General features: G+C 52.2%; 21 protein-coding genes. 7 read left to right on the forward strand and 14 right to left on the reverse strand.

The features are described from left to right. Positions 1 to 273: 273 nt before the first annotated feature. The 9 genes from ABTW62_RS01230 to ABTW62_RS01270 all read right to left on the reverse strand — a co-directional run bounded on the left by ABTW62_RS01230 (position 274) and on the right by ABTW62_RS01270 (position 6,987). Positions 274 to 528 carry a BolA family protein gene (locus ABTW62_RS01230; RefSeq protein ID WP_430902757.1) on the reverse strand — a complete coding sequence of 85 codons (255 nt, stop codon included), beginning with the start codon at positions 526 to 528 and terminating at the stop codon, positions 274 to 276. 44 nt (positions 529 to 572) lie between these two features. After that, the gene (locus ABTW62_RS01235) at positions 573 to 1,328 is read right to left on the reverse strand and encodes an ABC transporter permease (protein WP_430902758.1); all 756 of its coding nucleotides are present in this window, start codon (positions 1,326 to 1,328) and stop codon (positions 573 to 575) included. Further along, a complete protein-coding gene (locus tag ABTW62_RS01240) occupies positions 1,325 to 2,239 on the reverse strand; it encodes an ABC transporter ATP-binding protein (RefSeq protein ID WP_430902759.1) in 915 nt (304 codons plus the stop codon). Before ABTW62_RS01240 ends, ABTW62_RS01235 begins: the two co-directional genes overlap by 4 nt. 60 nt (positions 2,240 to 2,299) lie before the next feature. Then, positions 2,300 to 2,617 carry an STAS domain-containing protein gene (locus tag ABTW62_RS01245; protein WP_430902760.1) on the reverse strand — a complete coding sequence of 106 codons (318 nt, stop codon included), beginning with the start codon at positions 2,615 to 2,617 and terminating at the stop codon, positions 2,300 to 2,302. Between the two features lies 1 nt (position 2,618). Then, positions 2,619 to 3,239, reverse strand: a complete 621-nt coding sequence (locus tag ABTW62_RS01250) for an MlaC/ttg2D family ABC transporter substrate-binding protein (protein ID WP_430902761.1) — start codon at positions 3,237 to 3,239, stop codon at positions 2,619 to 2,621. Between the two features lie 34 nt (positions 3,240 to 3,273). Next, positions 3,274 to 3,741: an outer membrane lipid asymmetry maintenance protein MlaD gene (gene mlaD / locus ABTW62_RS01255; RefSeq protein ID WP_430902762.1), complete on the reverse strand. Its 468-nt coding sequence runs from the start codon at positions 3,739 to 3,741 to the stop codon at positions 3,274 to 3,276. Beyond that, a complete protein-coding gene (gene mlaE, locus ABTW62_RS01260) occupies positions 3,741 to 4,538 on the reverse strand; it encodes a lipid asymmetry maintenance ABC transporter permease subunit MlaE (RefSeq protein WP_430902763.1) in 798 nt (265 codons plus the stop codon). Before mlaE ends, mlaD begins: the two co-directional genes overlap by 1 nt. Positions 4,539 to 4,626: 88 nt before the next feature. Continuing rightward, a complete protein-coding gene (locus tag ABTW62_RS01265) occupies positions 4,627 to 5,454 on the reverse strand; it encodes an ABC transporter ATP-binding protein (RefSeq protein ID WP_430902845.1) in 828 nt (275 codons plus the stop codon). An 87-nt stretch (positions 5,455 to 5,541) separates the two neighbouring features. After that, the gene (locus tag ABTW62_RS01270; RefSeq protein WP_430902764.1) at positions 5,542 to 6,987 is read right to left on the reverse strand and encodes an alanine/glycine:cation symporter family protein; all 1,446 of its coding nucleotides are present in this window, start codon (positions 6,985 to 6,987) and stop codon (positions 5,542 to 5,544) included. Between the two features lie 50 nt (positions 6,988 to 7,037). Here ABTW62_RS01270 and ABTW62_RS01275 point away from each other — a divergent pair, with 50 nt between their 5' ends. Beyond that, a complete protein-coding gene (locus ABTW62_RS01275) occupies positions 7,038 to 7,913 on the forward strand; it encodes a thermonuclease family protein (RefSeq protein WP_430902765.1) in 876 nt (291 codons plus the stop codon). A gap of 567 nt (positions 7,914 to 8,480) precedes the next feature. Here ABTW62_RS01275 and ABTW62_RS01280 read toward each other — a convergent pair. Continuing rightward, the gene (locus ABTW62_RS01280) at positions 8,481 to 9,164 is read right to left on the reverse strand and encodes a TIGR04211 family SH3 domain-containing protein (protein WP_430902766.1); all 684 of its coding nucleotides are present in this window, start codon (positions 9,162 to 9,164) and stop codon (positions 8,481 to 8,483) included. Between the two features lie 135 nt (positions 9,165 to 9,299). After that, positions 9,300 to 9,491, reverse strand: coding sequence for a hypothetical protein (locus ABTW62_RS01285; protein ID WP_430902767.1), 192 nt, complete (start codon positions 9,489 to 9,491; stop codon positions 9,300 to 9,302). Between the two features lie 115 nt (positions 9,492 to 9,606). On the opposite strand from ABTW62_RS01285, the gene cutA reads away from it, so the two are divergent. From cutA to ABTW62_RS01310, 5 genes are all read left to right on the forward strand, one after another. Continuing rightward, a complete protein-coding gene (cutA, locus tag ABTW62_RS01290; protein WP_430902768.1) occupies positions 9,607 to 9,924 on the forward strand; it encodes a divalent-cation tolerance protein CutA in 318 nt (105 codons plus the stop codon). Positions 9,925 to 9,936: 12 nt separating this feature from the next. Then, positions 9,937 to 11,868 (forward strand): protein-disulfide reductase DsbD, encoded by a 1,932-nt coding sequence (dsbD, locus tag ABTW62_RS01295; RefSeq protein ID WP_430902769.1) that lies wholly within the window; start codon positions 9,937 to 9,939, stop codon positions 11,866 to 11,868. 106 nt (positions 11,869 to 11,974) lie between these two features. Beyond that, positions 11,975 to 12,520 (forward strand): redoxin domain-containing protein, encoded by a 546-nt coding sequence (locus ABTW62_RS01300; protein ID WP_430902770.1) that lies wholly within the window; start codon positions 11,975 to 11,977, stop codon positions 12,518 to 12,520. Between the two features lie 723 nt (positions 12,521 to 13,243). Then, complete coding sequence (locus ABTW62_RS01305; RefSeq protein ID WP_430902771.1) at positions 13,244 to 14,794, forward strand: MraY family glycosyltransferase; 1,551 nt, start codon at positions 13,244 to 13,246, stop codon at positions 14,792 to 14,794. Between the two features lie 190 nt (positions 14,795 to 14,984). Next, positions 14,985 to 15,278 carry a P-II family nitrogen regulator gene (locus ABTW62_RS01310; protein ID WP_430902772.1) on the forward strand — a complete coding sequence of 98 codons (294 nt, stop codon included), beginning with the start codon at positions 14,985 to 14,987 and terminating at the stop codon, positions 15,276 to 15,278. 329 nt (positions 15,279 to 15,607) lie between these two features. On the opposite strand, the gene ABTW62_RS01315 is transcribed toward ABTW62_RS01310, so the two are convergent. Beyond that, positions 15,608 to 17,605 (reverse strand): cation:proton antiporter, encoded by a 1,998-nt coding sequence (locus ABTW62_RS01315; protein ID WP_430902773.1) that lies wholly within the window; start codon positions 17,603 to 17,605, stop codon positions 15,608 to 15,610. 625 nt (positions 17,606 to 18,230) lie between these two features. Between ABTW62_RS01315 and ABTW62_RS01320 the strand changes: the two genes are divergently transcribed. After that, the gene (locus ABTW62_RS01320) at positions 18,231 to 18,623 is read left to right on the forward strand and encodes a TIR domain-containing protein (RefSeq protein WP_430902774.1); all 393 of its coding nucleotides are present in this window, start codon (positions 18,231 to 18,233) and stop codon (positions 18,621 to 18,623) included. Between the two features lie 95 nt (positions 18,624 to 18,718). Here ABTW62_RS01320 and ABTW62_RS01325 read toward each other — a convergent pair whose 3' ends face one another. Together ABTW62_RS01325 and ovoA are read right to left on the reverse strand one after the other, a co-directional pair. Then, the gene (locus tag ABTW62_RS01325) at positions 18,719 to 19,897 is read right to left on the reverse strand and encodes a MalY/PatB family protein (protein ID WP_430902775.1); all 1,179 of its coding nucleotides are present in this window, start codon (positions 19,895 to 19,897) and stop codon (positions 18,719 to 18,721) included. Beyond that, a complete protein-coding gene (gene ovoA / locus ABTW62_RS01330; RefSeq protein ID WP_430902776.1) occupies positions 19,894 to 22,011 on the reverse strand; it encodes a 5-histidylcysteine sulfoxide synthase in 2,118 nt (705 codons plus the stop codon). Before ovoA ends, ABTW62_RS01325 begins: the two co-directional genes overlap by 4 nt. Between the last annotated feature and the right edge of the window lie 72 nt (positions 22,012 to 22,083).

A 22,083-nucleotide genomic window follows, 5' to 3' on the forward strand; every position in this document is an offset into this window, starting at 1 on the left:
GGGTGCGCTTGCGCACCGTCTAACTCTCTGGACACCGGCAGCCCATCGCTTTGCATAGCAAGAACTGGTGCGCAAGCGCACCCTTGCCTGTGGCAGCAATGAATATTAATTTTTCTCCGGAATTGGCTTGATTTGGAGCACAGTTCAACGCGAGACCCGACGGGCTGCGGCTATCCAGATACTTTTCGCCATGATGTTGACGGAGCTGTCCTCATACAGAAATTCCCAAACAGTCTCTGCGAGGCGCTGTCATTCATCCGGGCGCAAGCGTGATCAGGTGAACGATTTCTCGGCAACTTGCCATTGCTCGGGGGTATAGGTTTTCATCGATAGCGCATGAATTTCCTCACGCATCCGGTCCCCCAGCGCACGATAAACCAGCTGGTGCTGCTGGATCATGCTTTTGCCCTGGAATTGGGCGCTGACGATGACGGCATGAAAATGATGACCATCATCGCCTTCTACCCTGATCCACTCGCATGGCAAGGCGGATTGAATGGTTTGTTCGATGGATTCTGCGGTAACCATATTGTATTCCTCTTGATAGTAGATTCAGAAATGACACAAACTCTTTAGTGGCGCAGCTTGTAGCCACTTTTCAACAGCCACAGTGCCCAGCCTGAAATCGCTGCCAGACTCGCCGCCATGACAATCAGGCTGATATAAGGCGAAATATCGGACACACCAAAGAACCCGTATCGAAAGCCATCGATCATATAAAAGAAAGGGTTCAGGTGTGACAGAAATTGCCAGACGGGGGGTAATGAATGTACCGAATAAAATACCCCCGAAAGAAAAGTCAGGGGAAGAATGAGAAAATTCTGGAATGCGGCCAGTTGATCGAATTTATCGGACACAATGCCGGCAATGACACCGATCACGCTCAGCAGAGCGCTACCGAGCAACGCAAATAAAATCGCCCATACCGACAAATCAGGAGGCGCCCCATAAAACCATGTGGCGACACCGTATACCCCCAGTCCCACGACCAGCCCACGCAACATCGATGCCCCAACATAAGCCAAAAAAATTTCCAGATAGGAAAGTGGTGCCAGCAGGATGAATACCAGGTTGCCGGTTATTTTCGATTGAATCAGGCTGGAGGAGGAATTGGCAAAAGCATTCTGCAAAACCGCCATCATCACCAGTCCCGGAATCAGAAACACGGTATAGGCAACCCCTTCATAGACTTCCACCCTGTCCGCCAGCACATGGGAAAAAATCAAGAGATAGAGCAGACTGGACAACACCGGCGCCAATATCGTTTGAAAGCTGACTTTCCAGAACCGCATCAACTCCTTGTAAAGCAAGGTATAAAAACCTGTCATGAAGCACCTGCCGGAACGTTTTCCATAATATTGACGAACACATCTTCCAGGTCGGGCTGCAACAACTGCATTTCGAGTATCCGGACCCCAGATTCACGCAGAATCGACAGCACCGATTCGATTTCGGCATAATCTTTTAATTTGAAACTATACAGACTGCCATCGTGATGGACCGGCCATGCTGCCAATGCCACCGGCAAGGTATCGGCGGACAAACGCAACTCCAGGGTATAGTCCTGAATGCTGCGCACGAGATTGCGCATACTGTCGAGCGCGACAATCCTGCCTTGCTTGAGCATGGCAACCCGGTTGCATAATGCTTCGGCCTCTTCCAGATAGTGCGTGGTCAACACCACCGTATGGCCTTCTTGATTGAGATGCTGGATAAATTGCCACAAGCTCTGGCGCAGATCCACATCCACCCCTGCCGTCGGTTCATCCAGAATGATTACCGGCGGTTTGTGCACCAACGCCTGGGCGATCAACACCCGGCGTTTCATGCCGCCAGACAGTGCGCGCAGGTTGGTATGCGCCTTGTCAGCCAGATCGAGACGGTACAGAATTTCATCGATCCAGGCATCGTTGCCCTTGATCCCAAAATAGCCCGACTGAATGACGAGCATTTCGCGTACCGTAAAAAAAGGATCGTACACCAGCTCTTGCGGCACCACCCCCAATCTTTTGCGCGCAGCACGATATTCGGACAAGACGTTATAGCCCATCACTTTGGCGCTGCCATGGGTGGGCCGGGTCAGTCCGGCAAGGATGCTGATCAGCGTGGTTTTACCTGCACCATTGGGACCCAGCAGGGCAAAAAATTCTCCCGGCTGTATCACCAGATCGATATTGTCCAGGGCGGTCAGCGCGCGATAACGTTTACCGAGTTGCTGTATTTCAATAGCGGGAGTCATTGCACCAACGTTATCATTGTCGAGGAATTGCCTAAAAAACTGGCCAGCCAAAGTCGTTGATCAGGATTGATTGCGGTTATCCAATGGAAGCAGGTCATCCACATCATACAGCTTTATCAGGCTGCGCAAATTTTCTGGCAGATTCACTAAACGAAGTTGACAACCTTTTGCCTGCGCCGTACGCAACCATTCCAGCAACATGCTTACCGCTGAAGAATCAACTTCAGTAACGTGCGTAAAGTCAATCTCCAGACGCCTGCCACCTATCCTAACCACGCCTGCCTGCATGACACGCATCACGTTCTCAAACAGGATCGGTCCATCAACCATCAACTTATCATCTGCTGCACTTATGCTATTCTCAAACCCGTCCGCCACCCTACTGACCTTTCAACGATTCGTTTCTTTCCACGAGCGTGGCGATCAACCCTTCCACGCCGCCATCCCTGATCTGGGTGTTGAAGCTGCTGCGATAGTTGGTGACCAGACTGACTCCGGAAATCGTCACGTCGTACACTTTCCAGTTGTCACTCGTCTTCTCCATCGAGTAATCGATCGGGATCGCTTGCCGTCCTCGACCCTGTATCACCTGAGCTCTGACGACTGCACGGGTATCATCGGGTTTGACTTTGGTGGGACTGACCTCGATCACTTCATCGCGGTAATTGGTTAGCGAGTTGGAATAGGTCCGCACCAGCAGGGTACGAAATTCCCGCACCAATTCTCTTTTCTGCTCGTTGGTCGCCGCACGCCAGTTTCTACCCATTGCAAGCTGGGTCATCCGCGTAAAGTTGAAATGCGGCAATATCTTCTCCCTGACGAGACTTAATATTCTGTCCTGGTCACCGGCCTTGATGCCGTCATCCTGCTTGAGAATTGCGATCACCTCATCCACCGTGTTCCTGATCAACACATCCGGCTGGGTATTATTCTGGGCAGAAGCGGGAACAACCACCCACAGTAATACCCATATGAGGAGATGCCTGAAAAGCGCTTTCATGTTTTTTGCCACCTATCGTTTGATATTAGTTAGATCAAAAATCCTTATCCTCTGATGCCTTGTCGAAAAGAAAACGGCCAATCATGTCTTCCAGCACAATGGCCGAATTGGTTTTCATGAACCGGTCTCCATCCGAAAGCATAGCGTCATCCCCGCCGGGCAGTAAACCGACATATTGTTCGCCCAGCAAACCCGAAGTGAGAATGCTGGCAAATGTGTCCTGCGGAAACTGGTAACGCGCATCCATATTGATCGTCACCACCGCATCGTAAGTTTCCAGACTGAATTGAATATCGGCCACCCGCCCCACCACCACCCCGGCGCTCTTGACCGGGGCACGTACTTTCAGACCGCCAATATTTTCAAAATTTCCCACCAGCGTATAGCTCTCGCCTGTCTGGTAAGTGGTCAAGTTGCCTACCTTCATTCCCAGTATCAGCAAAGCGCCTATTCCGGCGATTACAAACAAACCTACCCAGAAATCCATCATGGTCCGCTGCATCAACTCACTCCTCTGAACATGAATGCGGTCAAAACAAAATCCATCCCCAAGATAGTCAACGCGGAAGTGACTACAGTTCGGGTAGTCGCGCCGGACACCCCTTCCGCTGTCGGCGGCGCATCGAAACCTTCAAACACGGCAATGGCCGTGATCGCCACCCCGAAGAAGCAGCTTTTAATGACGCCATTCACAATATCATATCGAAAATCAACGGCATCTTGCATTTGCGACCAGAACGAGCCTTCATCCACGCCAATGAAAATCACGGTCACCAGATAGCCGCCGAACACCCCCATGACGGTAAACATTGCAGCCAGCAGCGGCATGGAAATCACCCCGGCCCAGAATCTGGGCGCCACCACGCGCGCAACCGGATCCACTGCCATCATGCCCATCGCGGCCAGCTGCTCGGTGGCTTTCATGAGCCCGATTTCCGCAGTCATGGCCGAGCCGGCACGGCTGGCAAACAGCAAGGCGGCGATGACGGGGCCCAGCTCCCGCACCAGCGATAAGGCCACCAATGTACCCACAGCCGACTCGGCGCCGAATTTCTGCAAAGTCTCATAGCCCTGCAGCCCCAGCACCATGCCGACAAACAACCCCGAAACCAGAATGATGACCAGCGACAGTACGCCAGCAAAATAAATTTCGCGCGTGATCAAGCCGAAACGCAGGAAACTGGGCGGTGACTTCAACAGCACCAGCAAGAAAAAGCGGCTCGCGCAACCCAGACGCCAGATGCTATCAATCACCCGATGTCCAACCGCTTGAATGCCAGTCACGATATTTTTAATCAAAATAATTCTCCAGATTCAATCCCTGACTTCAGTGAGTAGGCTGATAGAAATAACCTTGCGCGCCAGATTACTATCTCATTCTGCGGTTTCAGGATTCGATAGCGGTGTCAGCCGAAGCAGCCATGTTTAAATCGTTGGCATAGGGCTGCGCCTGATAGTGAAAGGGCACCGGACCATCGACTTCGCCGTGGATAAACTGGTGCACAAACGGTGTCTTCGACTGGCGCACTTCTTCAGGTGTCCCCTGTGCGGCAATCACACCATCCGCCAGGAAATAGACATAATCGACGATCTGCAAGGATTCCTGCACATCATGCGTGACCAGAATTGATGTCATGCCAAGCGCATCCGTCAAATGACGGATCAGGCTGCCGATCACGCCGAGTGAAATCGGATCCAGCCCGGTAAAGGGTTCGTCGTACATCATCAACATCGGATCGAGCGCAATCGAACGGGCCAATGCGACCCGGCGCGCCATGCCCCCCGAAAGCTCGGCCGGCATCAGTTGATGCGCCCCACGCAGGCCGACCGCATGCAGTTTCATGAGTACCAGATCCCGGATCATGGTTTCGGGCAGATTGGTATGCTCACGCATCTGAAACGCGACATTATCGAATGCCGATAGGTCGGTAAATAATGCACCGAACTGAAACAGCATGCCCATTTTGCGGCGCAATTGGAACAGCTGGTTTCGATTAAGCTGATGCACGACTTGTCCGGCCACACTGACAGTTCCCCCGGAGGGCTTGACTTCCCCGCCGATCAAACGCAGCAAGGTGGTCTTGCCAGACCCGCTTCCTCCCATGATGGCGACAACCTGCCCGCGGGACATGGTCATATTGACACCTTTCAGTATCTGTTTCGTACCGTAGGCAAAACTCACATCCTTGAATTCAATCAGCGGTTCGGTTGCCATGGCTGGATCCATCGGTTGGTTTTTTGTCATATCTCACTCAAGCCCGGTTCTCGATAATGTCATTACGATAGGCGCCCATACGGATGATCAATTGGTATTTTCCTGTTTAATACGCAAAATGTATCGATTCAGATCACGCTTGATTTCCGGTGCCAGCAGGTACAGACCGATGATATTCGGAATCGACATGGCCAGCACCATGGAATCGGTAAACAGTATAATATTCGACAATTCGGCGGATGCGCCAACGACGATGAACAGACAGAACACTATTTTGTAGAGCACTTCGACTCTGTCATCTTCCCCAAACAGGTAGGTTGCACATTTCAGGCCATAATACGACCAGGAGATCATGGTCGAGTAGGCAAACAAAAAAACTGTCACCGCCAGCACATAAGGAAACCAGGAAATGCCCGTGGCAAACGCCCGGGAAGTCAACGCCACGCCCTCCATGCCGTTGCCATCCAGATAGGCGCCCGAGATCACAATCACCAAGGCAGTAATCATGCAAATGATCACCGTATCGATAAAAGGCCCCAACATCCCAACTATGCCCTGACTGACAGGTTCATTGGTCTTGGCCGCCGCATGCGCGATCGCCGATGACCCCAGGCCGGCCTCGTTCGAGAATGAAGCACGCTGCACGCCGATCAGCAGTGAACCGAGCAATGCCCCCAAACCGGCCTGTGGATACAAGGCCATTTCCAGTATGGTCTGCAATGCAGCGGGAATCGCTTCATAATGCATGGCAATCACGGCCAAACCGGTCAGAATATAAGTGATTGCCATCAATGGCACCACCCGTCCCGCCACCGCCGCGATCCACTGAATGCCGCCCAGTATGACCAAGCCGACCAATATCGCGGTGATCAGTCCAAACAGCCATCCCTTGTCGGCCAGAAAACCGCTGTCTCCACCGGTAATGATCACTGCCTGATTATAGGCCTGATTGACCTGAAACAGTCCGCCCGCACCCAGCGTCCCCCCCACGCAGCAAACGGCGAACAAACCTGCCATGAATCGGCCTAGGCGGGTATGGCCGCGCTGGTCAAAAGCGCTGCGCAGGTAATACATCGGTCCACCCGAGATTCTTTCAGGATGACGTTTGGAACCATGCTGCCGATATTTCACCCCCAGGGACACTTCCATGAATTTGGTCGACATGCCAAAGATGCCCATCACTGCCATCCAGAATGCCGCCCCTGGCCCGCCTACCGAAATCGCCAAAGCCACGCCGGCGATATTACCCAAGCCCACTGTTCCCGACAGCGAAGTCATCAGGGCATCAAAACGATTGATTTCTCCATCAACGTTTGGATCACCATTTTTTTCGTGCAGCAAGCTGATCGCATGCCCGAAATAGCGCACATTCACAAACCCCAAATACAAGGTAAAAAATAGGGCAGCCACCACCAGCCATACCAGGATCAGCTTGATATCCAGCTCCATCGCTGATACGCTAAAAAAAATGACCGATGCGACAGCGTTTGATATGGGCTCAAACGCTGCATCGATCGCCTTGTCAATTTCCATACCGGATTTTTCTCTCTTTAAATGGGTGAAACGCCTGGGTAGGCTTATTCATGCATTTTACCAGACCCTCCCACCTACATTCGAACCTGCTGTCACCACTCAAAAAGCTGGCTTGCCTTGCGATCGCGCTGTTGTTTCTGCCGGGCCCACTGAGTGTCGCGAACGGCGTCTATCGCAGTGAGGATGCGCGCGGCCGGATCACCTACTCGGACATCCCTACCCCTGCCGCAAAACCGCTACAGTTAAACGTTCAACCCGCCCGCAACTGGAGCCGGGTAGTCAAGGTGATCGATGGCGACACGATCATCATCGAAGGAAACAAGCGCGTACGGCTACTGGGAATCAACACACCCGAAGTCGAAAGCCGGCATCGGCCCAATGAACCGGGAGGCATTATTGCGAAAAACTGGTTGCATCATAAACTGCAGGGACGCAATGTTTACCTGGAGCACGATCAGCAGAAACAGGATCGCTACAAAAGACTACTCGCCCATGTGTATCTCCCCAACGGAGAGCATATCAACCGCTCACTACTGGAACACGGCCTGGCTGTCGTCACCTTGCTGCCGCCAAATTTGCGCCATGCCGAAGCCTTGATCCAGGCGCAGCAACGAGCCGAAAGACAGCAACTCGGCATCTGGTCAATGCCACACTATGCGCCGCGCGACCTGACCAAAATAACCGAGAAACCATTTGGCTGGCAACGCTACCGGGCGAAAGTGACTGCGCTCAAGCGAAGCCGGCAATACAGCCGCTTGATCATCAACGACAAAATTGATCTTCGCATAGCCAACAGCGACCTGGCGCTGTTTCCACCCTTAAAAACCTACTTGAACAAACCTGTTGAGGTGCGTGGCTGGATCAATCGCAGAAACGACCACTTCTCGATTCGGATTCATCACCCCAGCGCATTGCTCATACGATAATTTTTCTGTCATGAATGACCTCACCCGCTGCCTGCCTGGCAAGGCACCCAGCATCAAGGCCAGGTTGGCGTTGGATTAGATTGCTTCGCTGCGCTCGCAAAGTCGGATAGTAAAAAATGACCGCCACACACACCTTGACCACCATTCATAGCGAACGCCAACGGGCATGATGCCATTCAACATGGCGTCGGCAGAGTGCGGTAGGGTGCGCTTGCGCACCCTAAAACTGACTTTCCCTGCAACCGTAACTCAACATCGGCTGGACGGTGCGCAAGCGCACCCTACGATACTTGAAGCACAGTTCATGGCAAGACCCAATGGGGCGCGGCTATCCAGACCTTTTCCAGTCCCGGCCGCCGAGTCTACCGATAAAGGAAAACCGGTTCCCTGCAGCCTAGTACTCCGTTCCGTCAATTAGCTTACAAATGAAATCGATGGATTCGCCTGCCAGGCTAGGCGCAAACCGCAGTCATAGCCGTAGCTATGGCGAGGATTTGCAACAACGCATGACAGGCGAAGGCGCAATTTCATGTAAGCGGTTTGGCGGAACGGAGTACTAGGCAGCATTCAGAAATCGCTATAGTGCGACCGCTTGCGCCATTGGATGCGGGGGATGATCAATCCCATCAAAAGACCCATGAACAACACCAATGCCCCAGCATAGAACCAGTCACGCTCGACCTGGTTTCCAAGCAGCTGATTCTCCTGCTCGAGCCGGCCTATCAGTTGCTGCAACTCGACTATTTGCTGACGCATTTCCTGGTTCTGTCTGTCCAGATTGACTGCGTTGGCCGCCGTTTGCCGAATTTTCGCTAAATCATGCGCCATTTGCTTGTTGTCCTTGCCCAGCGTGACTGTCTGTTGTGCCAGCGCATCATACTCGCGCCGAATCAGGTCGGCTTGAGCGGTCGGACTGTCCAGGTCGTTCTCGGATTGGGAAAAATGGTCACTCAATTGCGCCAGCAATTCTCTGGCTGAAGGCTCGGTCATCAGATGCCGGGTCAGCACCCATCCTTCAGCACCGCCTGTTGCCCGTACCCTGGTATAGCCTTTCACTTTGTCATGCTCCAGGACTTCCAGATCAACACCACTTTTCAGCATGCGTACGATTGCATGCTGGTGACTGGGCCCGGTACGCAGCAGCACTTCGATCTGATCGCTGGCATAGCGCGTTTCAGCCTGCGCCAATGATGGAAGCCAACACACTTCAACAATAAAAACGAGCGGAAGGAAAAACAGTAATTTTTTCATTTTGTATGCATTTGGCTCGTGGAACGGAATATGCAAGCAACCGCCCCAGTAAAAATCAGCGTAGCTTCAAGTTTAGGCAAGCTGCTGCGGCCGGTGCGGATTTCACCGCAGGGCCATGGTCGGATTCTGGGAAATTTACTTATCTTCGAATCCCGATAAGAAATATTTTATCAAGAGCACCATGAAAAATGGAAAAGCACTCATGACCGTAACCAGGTAGTGCTCGTAGGTAAACTGGTCGCCTTCATCCATGAGGATGTAGGTAAAAAATACGCCAATAGGGAAAATACTGGTGATCACCTGAAGCAGCAAAAACAGTTTTTTCATCGTAGGAATAGATTCATTATCTTGTCTTGTTACGAGAAATTGCGTTTACAATAGAATATCATAGAAATTCAAGCTGCCAGGATAAGGCGATAGATACCCAGGGAACAACCGATCGATGCAGGTCATACTTGTCTTGACTAACTTTCCGGATCATGCCGGCGCAAAAGCATTGGCGGAAAAACTGCTGAATGACAGACTTGCCGCCTGTGTCAATGTCCTGCCAGAATGTACCTCTTTTTATCGATGGCAAGGCCAGATCGAAACCGCCGGCGAGATTCCGCTCTTGATCAAGACCGCAGCCCGGCATTATGACGCGATCGAACAAGCTATCAAATCACTGCACCCCTACGAACTCCCCGAGATTCTGGCTGTCCCTATCGGTAACGGTTTGCCTGCCTATTTACAATGGGTAATCGATGAAACAAATGTTTAACAGGGTTAGCAGATGCATTGGATAAAAATAATTTTCCTGTTGTTGAGCCTCACGAGCGCGCATGTCGCGGCTGAGGAAAATCAATCATCGGGTTTGATGACGATTTTACAACGACTTGGCACCAGCTTCGGACAAGCGCAACAGGAACTCCTGCCGCCGGATGAAGCATTCAAATTGTCGCTTGAAGTGCGCGACGAAACGACATTGATTGCCCATTTGACGCCAGCCAAGGAATATTACCTCTATCGCGACAAAATCGTATTCGAATCGAAAAGCGAGGGTATTCGGGTCAGTAAGGTCACGCTTCCGCCCGGAAAAATGAAGGATGACCTGACCTTTGGCCAGACAGAAGTCTATTATCAGCCGTTGCAGGCAGTCATTTCGTTGCAGCGCGGGGCTGCCGCACCCAGTCAGCTTATCCTGTCCGCAACCTATCAGGGCTGCAATGAACCGGTCGGCGTCTGCTATGCCCCGATCAACAAGGTGCATGAACTGCTGTTGCCAGCGCTCAAGACCACAGTCGACGCAGTGGCAGACATCGTCAGCGCAGAGGCCGCGGCAGCTGACCCCGACCCGGCGGCAGAGTTATTCCAGACCCCGGCCAAAGCGCCCTTATATGAAACCGAATCCTACAAAATCGAACGCATGTTTGCCAGCGGGAATTTCTGGCTGATACTGAGCGGTTTTTTCGGCATTGGCCTGCTATTGGCGTTTACACCCTGTGTGTTCCCCATGTTCCCGATTTTGTCGGGCATCATCGCCACCAAGGGACAGCATTTATCCAAACTGCGCGGGTTTACGCTGGCTCTTGCTTATGTACTTGGAATGGCCATTACTTATGCCATTGCCGGCGCGGCCGCGGGCATGTCCGGCGCCATGCTGTCAGCCGCACTGCAGAACGCCTGGGTGCTGGGCACGTTTGCCCTGGTCTTCATTGCGCTCGCCTTCTCGATGTTCGGTTTCTATGAGCTTCAGTTACCTTCTTTCATCCAGAGCAAAATCGCCGAAGAGACCGGACATTTGAAAGGCGGACATCTCACCAGTGTATTCGGCATGGGGGCATTGTCGGCGCTTATTGTTAGTCCTTGTGTGGCTGCGCCGCTAGCCGGCGCCCTGCTCTACATCAGCCAGACTGGCGACGTCATGCTGGGCGGTTCCGCTCTGTTTGTCATGGCACTCGGCATGGGAGTGCCGCTCCTGTTGCTGGGCATCTCCGCAGGCGCACTGCTGCCAAGATCGGGCTCGTGGATGAAATCGATCCAGCAGTTCTTTGGCGTTTTGCTGCTCGCGGTCGCAATCTGGCTGATCTCACCCGTCATCAACGAGGTCATCCATATGCTGTTATGGGCAGCGTTGCTGATCATTTCCGCGATCTATCTGCACGCACTCGATCCACTACCCGAAAAGGCAACTGGCGTCAGAAGGTTCCTCAAGGGGGTGGGCGTCATCGCCCTGCTGACCGGGGTTGCATTGTTGATCGGCGTGCTTTCCGGCAGCCGTGACGTGCTGCAGCCACTCTCCAAATTCAACCTTGCCACCACCAGCCCAGGACAGCTGGCCGAACAGGATTTAACAGCCGGTGAAAGCCTGCCTTTCAAGCGGATCAAAACGGTCGCCGAACTGGATGCATACATCGAGCAATCCCAGGGCCGCTACCTCATGATCGATTTTTATGCTGACTGGTGTGTTTCCTGTAAGGAAATGGAGCGCTTCACTTTTAGCGATCCACAGGTCCAGGCAAGATTGAAGAATGTGGTGCTGGTGCAAATCGATGTTACCGACGGCACCCCGGATGATGCCGCACTGCTCAAACGCTTCAAACTGTTTGGCCCACCCGGAATTTTGTTTATCGATCCGCAGGGGCGTGAAATTCACGACATCAGAATCATCGGCTACCTCAACAAGGAAGATTTCATTACGGTACTCGATGCAGTTCTGCTCTAATCTTCACACCAGCTTGGCTGATTACATACGAGAGGCGCAGCGGTAAGCGCCTACGCTTGTAAAAAACCACTGTTCATTCAACCTGGTTTATTTCCCTGGATAGCGCATGTCAAAGTCAAATAAATTATCGTTTTACATCGTTGTGGCAATCTTCTCGCTGGCTGCCGGTTTTGCCTATAAGTCCTGGCATATGGACAACGCCATGTCGTTGACCAGCAGCGAAAAGAAAGCGGGCGCCGATAATTTCTTCGCTGCTTCTCTGCCCGATATAGATGGAACACTCCAATCCGCTGCGCAATGGCAGGGGAAAATCGTAGTCGTCAATTTCTGGGCGACATGGTGTCTGCCTTGTCGCGATGAAATCCCCGAATTGATCGAGACCTATACCGCTTATCGTGATCAGGGCGTGGTAATCGTTGGCGTGGCCATAGACGATATGGAAAAAGTGGCTGCATTCAGCGAAGAATTTGGCATTAACTATCCTGTGCTGGTCGGAGATATCGAAGCCTTCTCATTGGCTGAGGCCATGGGCAATCCTCAAGGCGCCCTGCCCTACACGGCCACAATCGATCGCAGTGGCACAATCGTGCACACGCGACTCGGGCGCATCAAAAAATCGCAAATCGAGGCAATCATCAAGCCCATGCTGTAAAGAAGGCGCCCGATGCAGTCAAACCGGCATAGATATCGATGGTAATCACATCAATCGATGCCAGACGCTGCACGGAAAAAATCCTACACATCGCCTGACTTCAGTCCGGATCTCTCAACTGGACCAGCGGTAATGTGCAGTTGCCAGGCACAGGATAGCGTTGCAGCGCCCTTTCCTGTGCCCTAGTACTCCGTTCCTCCAAAACGCTTACATGAAATCGCGCCTTCGCCTGTCATGCGTTGTTGCAAATCCTCGCCATAGCTACGGCTATGACTGCGGTTTGCGCCTAGCCTGGCAGGCGAACCCATCGATTTCATTTGTAAGCTAATTGACGGAACGGAGTACTAGTTTAGGGTGCGCAAGCGCACCCTTGTACACATTTGGGTTGCTGCTGCTGGATACGTGCACGGTACATTTTGTAACTGAAAACAGTTCAGAAGCATAACAACTCATTATTTTCTCTTCTTATCTCAATATGTTGGCTATAAATCATAACAGCCAACCGAAAAATACAGTTTCAATTGATAAGCAACGCCTCGAGTAATCTGTTCATGCAGCGAACAGAAGCAATGAGGGCTACAGAAATTTCCATTGATGCCGTTATATATCCAAAGCCGTCATTTGAGTCATTACGGGTGACGCTTATTCGACATCACCTTGGCACCACTGTAATCAATCTGTATCCATCTCGGGTTTCTATTCTCTCACTTCATATTCTCAGCCATGACAGACACTCTCATTTTGTTCGCAATCAGTACGCTACTGGCAGGGTTAACGGTTCGGCTCGCCATTTCTCTGGCACTTGCGCACGGTATCCTGGATCGCCCCGGCCAGCATAAACAGCATGAAACCCACACGCCCTTCGTCGGCGGAACAGGTATTGTAGTTGCCCTCTCGATAGCTCTGGTTTTTCTGGCCAGTCACTTTCCTGAACATGCCATGAAATGGTTGGGTTTGGGACTTGGCGCCATGATTATTTTTATCTTAGGGTTCATTGACGACGTTTTCCAGCTTTCCTATAAGCTGCGCTTCATCATTCAGACCCTCGTTGTGCTAATCATGACGCTCGTAAGCGGTGTCGTGATCAGCGATCTCGGACACCTGCTGGCCGGCGAAATATTTCCGCTTGCCCTATTCGCCATTCCGTTTACGCTGCTTGCCACCATCGGTGGTATCAATGCGCTCAACATGATTGATGGCATCGATGGACTATCCGGATCTGTAACCTTGATGAGCCTGTTGCTGCTGGGCACTGTAGCTTATATTGCCGGTGATCAACCCAATTTGGTATTGATCATTGCCGTCAGCGGCGGAACCGTCGCATTTTTATGCTTCAATCTTCGGCATCCGTTTCAAGCGCGTGCCAAAGTTTTTCTCGGAGACAACGGAAGCATGCTGCTCGGATTTCTGATCGCATGGCTGCTCATCGATCTATCCCAAGGCATCGACCGCGCCATGACACCAGTCACGGCACTGTGGTTATTCTCCATCCCGCTCATGGATACCATCAGCATCATGCTGCGTCGAGTCAGGCAACAAAAATCGCCATTTGAACCTGACCATAATCACCTGCACCACATCATGCTAAGCGCAGGTTATCGAGTTGGGGACGCCGTATATACGATCGCCTTCATCCACCTGCTGCTCGGTAGCATTGGCCTGGCCGGTCTATACCTGGACATCCCCGAGGTTCTGATGCTGCTCGCCTTCCTGCTCATTTTCGGCGGATACTTCTACCTGACGCTGCGCCCATGGCACTTCATCACGGCGCTGCGTTATCTGCATGCGCTCTGGGGGCTGGCGCCCACCAAAAGCTATGGCCTTTTCCTGGGCAGCCATACGGCCCAGGAAGCAGAGAATCTGGTTCGCATGCTTTCGGGCGAACTCAGGCACAACGAGAATTCCTTGGTACATGTGATGGAACAGCAAGCAGCGCATGGAAAAAAATTGACTCAGTATGCTGTGGTGATCAACATACGATTATTGGATGGCAACGACACACCGCACAAGGAAACCGAGCAATTCACGGCCGCCTTGCAGGCACGCATGAAGGAACAGTATGGCATTCAATTACGCCCCTTCGTTGAACGCCGTGAGCAAGACACTCGAAACACCCCTCATCCCACCACCCCGGCGGAAAATGGGCGCATGGCGGAACGGCGGCGCGGAGAGCACAAACTATTGATTTTTGAAGCGATGTTTGACCAGCCAACATCCAGTCAGGCTGAGGACAAGCCATCGGAAATTGTTTCCGGCAACTCGCCTATAAAATAAGGCATATTGTTTATGATACGCTCAAAAAACTGAATGCTCACCGCGCACGATTCAAATGACCGGAAATTGACCAGTGTCATTTGCAGAAAAATACTGTCAGAATAAGGGCATCACTCGAGATAATTGGGAGTTGTCAATGCACTTTAAATTGATCATCGTATTTGTAGACTAGGACAGAACTGCACAGGTCATGGATGCCGCCCGCGAAGCGGGTGCTACCGGCGCCACTATCATCAACAATGCACGTGGTGAGGGACTGGAAAAAGTAATTGGGATATTCGGGCTTGAAATTCTCGACCCGCGCGCTGTCATCATGATTCTGGCCGAGGCACGGCGTGCAGACCATGTACTGAATGTCGTCACCGAAGCCGGCAATCTTGATGAGAGCCTGGGGACTGGTATCGCCATTCAGCTCGACGTAGACAAAGCGCTCGGATTGAGCGAGCATATCAAAAAACTTGAAATGAAACATCCGCTGAACTAGTACTCCGTACCGTCAATTAGCTTACGAATGAAATCGATGGATTCGCCTGCCAGGCTAGGCGCAAACCGCAGTCATAGCCGTAGCTATGGCGAGGATTTGCAACAACGCATGACAGGCGAAGGCGCGATTTCATGTAAGCGGTTTGGCGGAACGGAGTACTAGGAGGCTGTCCGAGAATAGACTGATCTACTGCGGACGAGCCTGATTGGCCGGATTTTTCGATCCTTTTCGTTAAATAGAACGACTATTCGCCTCAAATGATCGAAAAATCCAACTCAACCAGCCTCGCCCTCACTACGATCGCTATTCTCGGACAGCCTCCTAGGTCCTCACCCAATTGGCGGCCGCTTGCTCCCTGTCAGCGATATCTCGGCACGCTGGAGATCATCTGCCGAACCAAACAACACCAGCACATCGCTCGCTTGCAGCACGGTGTCCGGGGAGGGCGACAGTGTCCTCCGACCGTTTCTAACCAAGGCCGTCACTACCAGATTGTCCGCATTGATGACCAGATCGGCCAGCCTGCGGCCAACTGCCGGGCTCTTGTCATCAAGCGAAATGGGATATAGTCTGTCTGCCAGCCTTTCCTCGGACCGTTCAAAGGATGTCCCACTACCGCTGAGCAACTCGCGCAACATCTGATAGCGATTCATACGCTGTTCCTGAATATACTGGGCGACTGTGTTAAGCGGTCTTTCGAGCGCGAGTAGTGCATGAGAAATCAACATCATGCCTGCTTCCAGTGTTTCGGGAATCACCTCGGTAGCACCCGCCGCTTTGAGTTCAGCAAGATGCGATTCATCGCGTGTTCTCACCAGCACTGTCAAATCAGCCTTGAGAAGTTTGGCATTTTCCAGTGTTTTCAGCGCTGCGGTCGTGTCATCGTGACTGATCAGCAGCAAACGCGCCGATGCAATATTCACAGCTTCCAGTACGCTCAACTCGGCTGAGTCGGCATAATAGACCGGATAACCAGCCAAACGCGCCTCGCGCACCCGTGCAGCATCCATATCCAGCGCGATATACGGAATGTTTTCCGCTTCCAGACAATGGCTGACAAGTTGGCCAATTCGGCCAAAGCCACAAATCACGACGTGGTTGCTGGCATCATGGGGATGGATCGAATCGCCCTCCCCTGCTTCCTCCCATTTATTTTCTACCGGAAGCGGCATTATTTCAGCAGCCAGCACCCGGTTATAACGGATCATAAATGGTGCGATGACCATCGAAATCAGTACCGAGGTGAGCGCTATTTGGGCAAATTGCTGGGCGATCACTTCTGAACCGATGGCAATTGCCAGCAAGGCGAAGCCGAATTCACCACCAACTGCCAGTATCAGACCGACTCGCAATGCGGTGTTCCAATCGACTCTGGCCAGCCTAACAATCGTTGTGACCAGCAGCAACTTGATCAGCAGGAGCGCCACAGCACCTGCAAGTGCCTGCAGCCAGATTTGTGGCAAGACACCTGGATCCATCAACATACCGATGCTGATAAAGAAAAGCCCCAGCAGCACATCGCGAAACGGGCGGATGGTGGCTTCGACCTGATGTCTGAACTCGGTTTCAGCAAGCATCATACCCGCCAGAAATGCGCCAAATGCCATCGACAAGCCGAAACTCTTGGTAATCCAGGCAGACAGAATGCAGACAAATAAAACTGTCAGTGTAAATAATTCCGCCGAGCGCTTCTGAGTGACCAGGTGAAACAAAGGCTTGAGCAGGTATCGGCCGCTGAAGATCATGATGGCTATCGCCAATATCGCCTTGATCAGCGCCCAGCCAAGCGCACCAATAACCGCATCGGAGGCCGCGACCCCCAGAACGGGGATGATGATCACGAACGGTACGGCTGTAATATCCTGAAATACCGATAACGCAATCCCCAGCCTGCCGTGACGAGCATGCTCCTCCCCCACCTCGCTCAGTTGCTTGGCAATGATAGTTGTAGAAGATTGCGCAAATACGGCTCCGATCACAAACGCGACTTGGGCATCGACATCCAGCAACCACAGTCCCGCTGCAACAATGATGGTTGTCAACATGACCTGTGCAGAACCCAATCCCAGTATCATATGCCTCAAGGAATAGATATGCGCCAAAGAAAAACTGAGACCTATCGTGAACAGCAGGAACACGATACCAAATTCGGCGATCAGCCCAATATAACCATTATCGATCACTGGTCCGGCCGTGTGAGGTCCCAGCAAGATACCCACCAGTAAGTAGGCTAGGCTGGGAGGGATGTGTATTTTCTGGAAGCTCAGCACGACCGCGACGGTCGCACCCAACAAGAGCAATAATTGAATCAGTGTTTCATCTAGCATTGTAAATATATCTTATCTTTGATTCGGGCTGCATGCGATGATCCTAGGAAGCTGTCCGAGACTGATCTACTGCGGACGAGCGTGATTGGCCGGATTTTACGATCCTTTTCGTTAAATAGAACGACTATTCGCCTCAAATGATCGAAAAATCCAACTCAACCAGCCTCGCCCTCGCTACGATCGCTATTCTCGGACAGCCTCCTAGATCAGCTGGACAGGCTGAAATGTACGGTTTTCAAGCTGCAGGGCAAAGCACCGCAGCTCTGCAATAGCCGCTCCCTTTCAGAACGTTGCAAAGGCGCTGTCCCTTGCTTTGCAAAGCGTACCGCTCGGCCTGTGGCATTTGATCCCAGCCGGGTGAACATTGAAGATAATCACTTATGCCTTTGATCACAATATGTGGACCATAAATAATGTGGACAATCAGGGAATCGAGAATACCTGCCTCATGCCCAGCCACTGTTGACCTGCCCCAATGAGTCGCTTTACGGATCCCGGACGTCTCGTATCGATTGACGTTCGCTTGGAGGGGGTGCTATATTTTTTGCCAATTAGCAGACAAAGTGGGGATAAAGGTCTATATCCCTTGATTACAATCTACAATTATTACAGGGAGGATATCACCGTGGCTTCAACCAACCGGGTTTTTATCAGCTTTCCACTCAAGGATACCGAACTCAAGGACCAGCTGATCGACGAAATCAAAAAAATTAACGAGCAATGGGAATGTGTCTTCATGCCACAAAAGAAATCATGGGAAAGCGCATGGAAAGCTGAATGCCAGGAGGTCGTAAGCGGTTGTGACGGTGCGATCGGGATCATTACAGCCAATACGATCCGGGCAGATGGTCAGCTATGGGAATTGCGTTGCGCCTATGATGCACAAATGCGCGTGTTATTGGTCGGCGACGATGAGGCATGTGATATTCCCGCGAAAAAATTCCCCGACCTGATCAGAGACGAGGATATCAGTCCATGGGATATGTCCACCGTCAAGCTGTTCCTGAATAGGCTATAGGATATTTAGTCCCACAGCATGCTGGCAATTGTTCAGCATACTGTGGGACTAAATATCCTGCTGACAGAGCCAGCCGGGCAGCATTAATGCGACCGTCAGGATCGCTGTTTTCTCTGGTCAACGGCCTGCCTTATCTTTTCCAGTGCATGCCTGACCTGATGCCGGGGTGCGCCGATGTTCATGCGCATAAAACCGCTGCCTTCCTTACCGAACAAAATCCCGGGGCTGAGGCCGATTCCAGCCTGCGATACAAAAAACTGCGCAAGCATATCGTCGCTTAAACTCAGCGACCGGCAGTCGAGCCAGACCAGATACGTGCCTTCGGGAGAGATCAGCCTGATTTCGGGAAGATGCTCGGCCAGATATTGCCGAATGAAATCACGTGTTTCGGCGAGATAGGCCATCAACGCGTCCAGCCACGCGCCGCCGTGACGGTAAGCGGCTTCGAACGCGACGATGCTGAAAGGATTGGCAGCACTGACATGAATCATGTCCAGATACTCGCTGATTGCCGCCCGGTACTTGGTATGGGGTACGATCAAGGCGGACAGATTGAGCCCAGGAATATTGAAGGTCTTGCTGGGAGCGACCGCGGTAATAATCTGTTCGGGGCAGTCAGCCAGGCTGGCCAACATATGATGTTTGCTCTCCGGATAGACCAAGTCGGCATGAATTTCATCCGACACGACAATCAACTCATGCTGTTTGGCGATAGCCAGCAGCTGTTCCAGCTCCGGCCGCTGCCAGACTCTGCCGACCGGATTGTGCGGCGAGCAAAACAACAACATACGTGCCGTCTCGGCCTGTTTGGCCAAGCCCTCGAAATCCATGCTGTAGCGTTGTTGCTCGAGCCGCAATGGGCTGGCATTGAGCTGCCGGCCGGTTTTTGTCACAGCGGAAAAAAATGGGAAATATACGGGCGGTTGAATAATGACAGGCTCGTCTGGCTGGGTAAGCGCCAGAATAGCGGTAGTGAGCGAAGGTACCACACCCGGACAAAAAACAATCCAGTCCCGCTCGACCCGCCAGCCATGGCGCACTTTCAGCCAGTCGATCAGGGCAGCGTATAAACTGTCAGGAAACAACGTATAGCCATAGATCGGGTGGGCCGCACGCGCGGCCAATGCTTCAGTGACTGCAGCAGGCGCGGCAAAATCCATATCCGCCACCCACATCGGCATTACCTCTGCATGACCGAACATCATCGAGCGACCATCATATTTTGTGCTCGATGTGCCTGTCCGGTCGATCTCGCGATCGAAGCCATCACTCAATCGATTTTCTCCCAGATGGTCGCTTCCGATAAGGTATGCTGGAATTTACGGCGAGTTTCACGAATCACGAACGGAACTTCCAATGGTCCCTGAATCAATTTGAAATGTTTGCCCAGAATCTCCTTGAGCCCGTCGAGTGTACCGAAGCTTTCGCCATCGCGCTTGAAGCCACCCACCCAGTTTTCCCGTTTGGTATGTTCCTCCAGCCAGGTATACGGTGAAGCAATCAACAGCAGCCCGCCCGAATTGAGCCGCTCGTGGATCATACTCAGGAATTTGGCGGGATCATACAAACGATCGATCAGATTGGCCGCCAGAATCAAATCATAACCGGTCAGAATCGGCTTGAGATTGCAGGCGTCCCCCTGAAAGAATTCAACCTTGTGCTTGATAGCTTCCAGCCCCAGATTGGCCAGTGTGCGTTCACGATAAAAGACCAGCTCACCTTCATCCGTCAGCGTATAACGCAAAACACCATGCTGGGCCAGCTGGACACCCTGGTTGATGAAACGCGCCGAGAAATCCACGCCAGTGACATGCTCGAAATGCCGGGCCAGTTCAAAGGTGGCACGGCCGGATGCACACCCTAGATCGAGCGCCTTGTGCGCCGGTCGGCTACCGATGGCACTGATTGCCAGTTTAGCCAGGGCCGCCGGGAAGTTGGGGACATCGAAATAGTTATCTCCATAGTGAAATTCCGCATACTCCGATAGCAGTTTATCGGTTTCATAATGCGAACTGGGCAAGGTGGTGGGCGCATCGGATATTACATAACGAAACCCCGCATGCTGAAAAAAATGCCGCCGGAAAGCATAACGCGCCGATTTTAGAGACTCGTTGCCACAGGCAATCCATGATCCGCCTTTGATGAGATTGTGCCGATCGTCAAAAGTGGGCGTTGTAAAGTCGTCGTAAAGCGGATGCACGTCGAAACCGGCGAAAGGATAAGTCGGCGTTTCCGTCCACTGCCAGACATTTCCCACAATATCGAAAAAATCCCCCTGCTGAAATTCGTTGACGGGGCAGCTGGATGCATAGTAATCGAGATGAATATTACCTTTCGCCGGCGTATCGGCGGGCACTTCGCTCAGGCCGGCAACATCATACAGCCGATACCATTCATCTTCCGTCGGCAGGCGTACCGACTGCCCGGTGGTTCTCGCCTTCCAGTTGCAAAAGGCCTTGGCTTCGTGATAGTTGACCTCTACCGGCCAATCCCAAGGCATGGGCACCTCTTCCGCCATCAGACGCAGCCACCACTGTTCCCCTTTTCGTACCCAGAAGGTCGGGCAAGTAACCTGCATATGCCGCTTCCAGGCCAGCCCTTCCTCTTCCCAGCATGCATCCGATTCATAGCCCTTTGCCTCGACAAATGCCAGGAATTCCTGATTACTCACCAAATAGCGGCTGGCCTGAAAAGCAGGTATCTCGGCCTCATGATGGCCATACTCGTTATCCCATCCATAATAAGGATCGTTTTTGCTCTTGCCAATCACCACCTTACCGGCCGCCACCTCGACCATTTGGTTCTCCGGCGCGTTCCCGCTTATGCGGCAAGGTTGCCATGCCGGATGGGGCTGTACGTAACCGAGTTTATGCTGCCGGATAAGAACGGACGATGTTTCCAAATGAATCCGTTCATGCTCCACCCCCATGACAATGGCCCACCATGGACTGTCCCATGAAATTGGCAGTTTCAACGGCATGGTAGTGATCAGCTGGTCGACTCTGGCGCGCATGGTACGACGATAGGCCATGACCTCTTCGACAGTTGGCCAATCGTAGTGGGTCGTATCCAGATCATCCCAGCTCATTTCATCGACGCCCACCGCAAACATCGACTCCAGTTTGGGATTGATGCGCTCGGTAAACAATCCGGCTAACACCAGCTTATTGGTGAAGAAAGTTGCTGTATGTCCCAAATAGAAAATCAGAGGGTGACGCAATGTGATGGGTTTAACATAGTAGGCTTCCTGGCTACGCAAAGTCTCAAACAGTTGCTCATAGCGATCCAGGGTAGTGTGAAAATACGCGCGCAACACCTCACGTTTGGCGTCGATAGATTCGCCATTCAGCAGCGGTGTTCGTTGAAAAAGATCATTTTTGGAAGACATAGGTCACTTGTGGCAATGCTCTTGCACTTTTCAAAACTAGAGATTATAACGCCTCCCGCCGCCCGGGTCATG

Source organism: Nitrosomonas sp. ANs5 (assembly GCF_050584665.1).
Taxonomy (GTDB): Bacteria; Pseudomonadota; Gammaproteobacteria; order Burkholderiales; family Nitrosomonadaceae; genus Nitrosomonas.

Bases quoted from the DNA above. Each gene is read 5' to 3' on its own strand.
- ABTW62_RS01230 (WP_430902757.1), bottom strand. From the start codon at position 528: ATGGTTACCGCAGAATCCATCGAACAAACCATTCAATCCGCCTTGCCA.
- ABTW62_RS01235 (WP_430902758.1), bottom strand. From the start codon at position 1,328: ATGACAGGTTTTTATACCTTGCTTTACAAGGAGTTGATGCGGTTCTGG.
- ABTW62_RS01240 (WP_430902759.1), bottom strand. From the start codon at position 2,239: ATGACTCCCGCTATTGAAATACAGCAACTCGGTAAACGTTATCGCGCG.
- ABTW62_RS01250 (WP_430902761.1), bottom strand. From the start codon at position 3,239: ATGAAAGCGCTTTTCAGGCATCTCCTCATATGGGTATTACTGTGGGTG.
- mlaD (WP_430902762.1), bottom strand. From the start codon at position 3,741: ATGCAGCGGACCATGATGGATTTCTGGGTAGGTTTGTTTGTAATCGCC.
- ABTW62_RS01265 (WP_430902845.1), bottom strand. From the start codon at position 5,454: ATGGCAACCGAACCGCTGATTGAATTCAAGGATGTGAGTTTTGCCTAC.
- ABTW62_RS01270 (WP_430902764.1), bottom strand. From the start codon at position 6,987: ATGGAAATTGACAAGGCGATCGATGCAGCGTTTGAGCCCATATCAAAC.
- ABTW62_RS01275 (WP_430902765.1), top strand. From the start codon at position 7,038: ATGCATTTTACCAGACCCTCCCACCTACATTCGAACCTGCTGTCACCA.
- ABTW62_RS01280 (WP_430902766.1), bottom strand. From the start codon at position 9,164: ATGAAAAAATTACTGTTTTTCCTTCCGCTCGTTTTTATTGTTGAAGTG.
- ABTW62_RS01285 (WP_430902767.1), bottom strand. From the start codon at position 9,491: ATGAAAAAACTGTTTTTGCTGCTTCAGGTGATCACCAGTATTTTCCCT.
- cutA (WP_430902768.1), top strand. From the start codon at position 9,607: ATGCAGGTCATACTTGTCTTGACTAACTTTCCGGATCATGCCGGCGCA.
- dsbD (WP_430902769.1), top strand. From the start codon at position 9,937: ATGCATTGGATAAAAATAATTTTCCTGTTGTTGAGCCTCACGAGCGCG.
- ABTW62_RS01300 (WP_430902770.1), top strand. From the start codon at position 11,975: ATGTCAAAGTCAAATAAATTATCGTTTTACATCGTTGTGGCAATCTTC.
- ABTW62_RS01305 (WP_430902771.1), top strand. From the start codon at position 13,244: ATGACAGACACTCTCATTTTGTTCGCAATCAGTACGCTACTGGCAGGG.
- ABTW62_RS01310 (WP_430902772.1), top strand. From the start codon at position 14,985: ATGGATGCCGCCCGCGAAGCGGGTGCTACCGGCGCCACTATCATCAAC.
- ABTW62_RS01315 (WP_430902773.1), bottom strand. From the start codon at position 17,605: ATGCTAGATGAAACACTGATTCAATTATTGCTCTTGTTGGGTGCGACC.
- ovoA (WP_430902776.1), bottom strand. From the start codon at position 22,011: ATGTCTTCCAAAAATGATCTTTTTCAACGAACACCGCTGCTGAATGGC.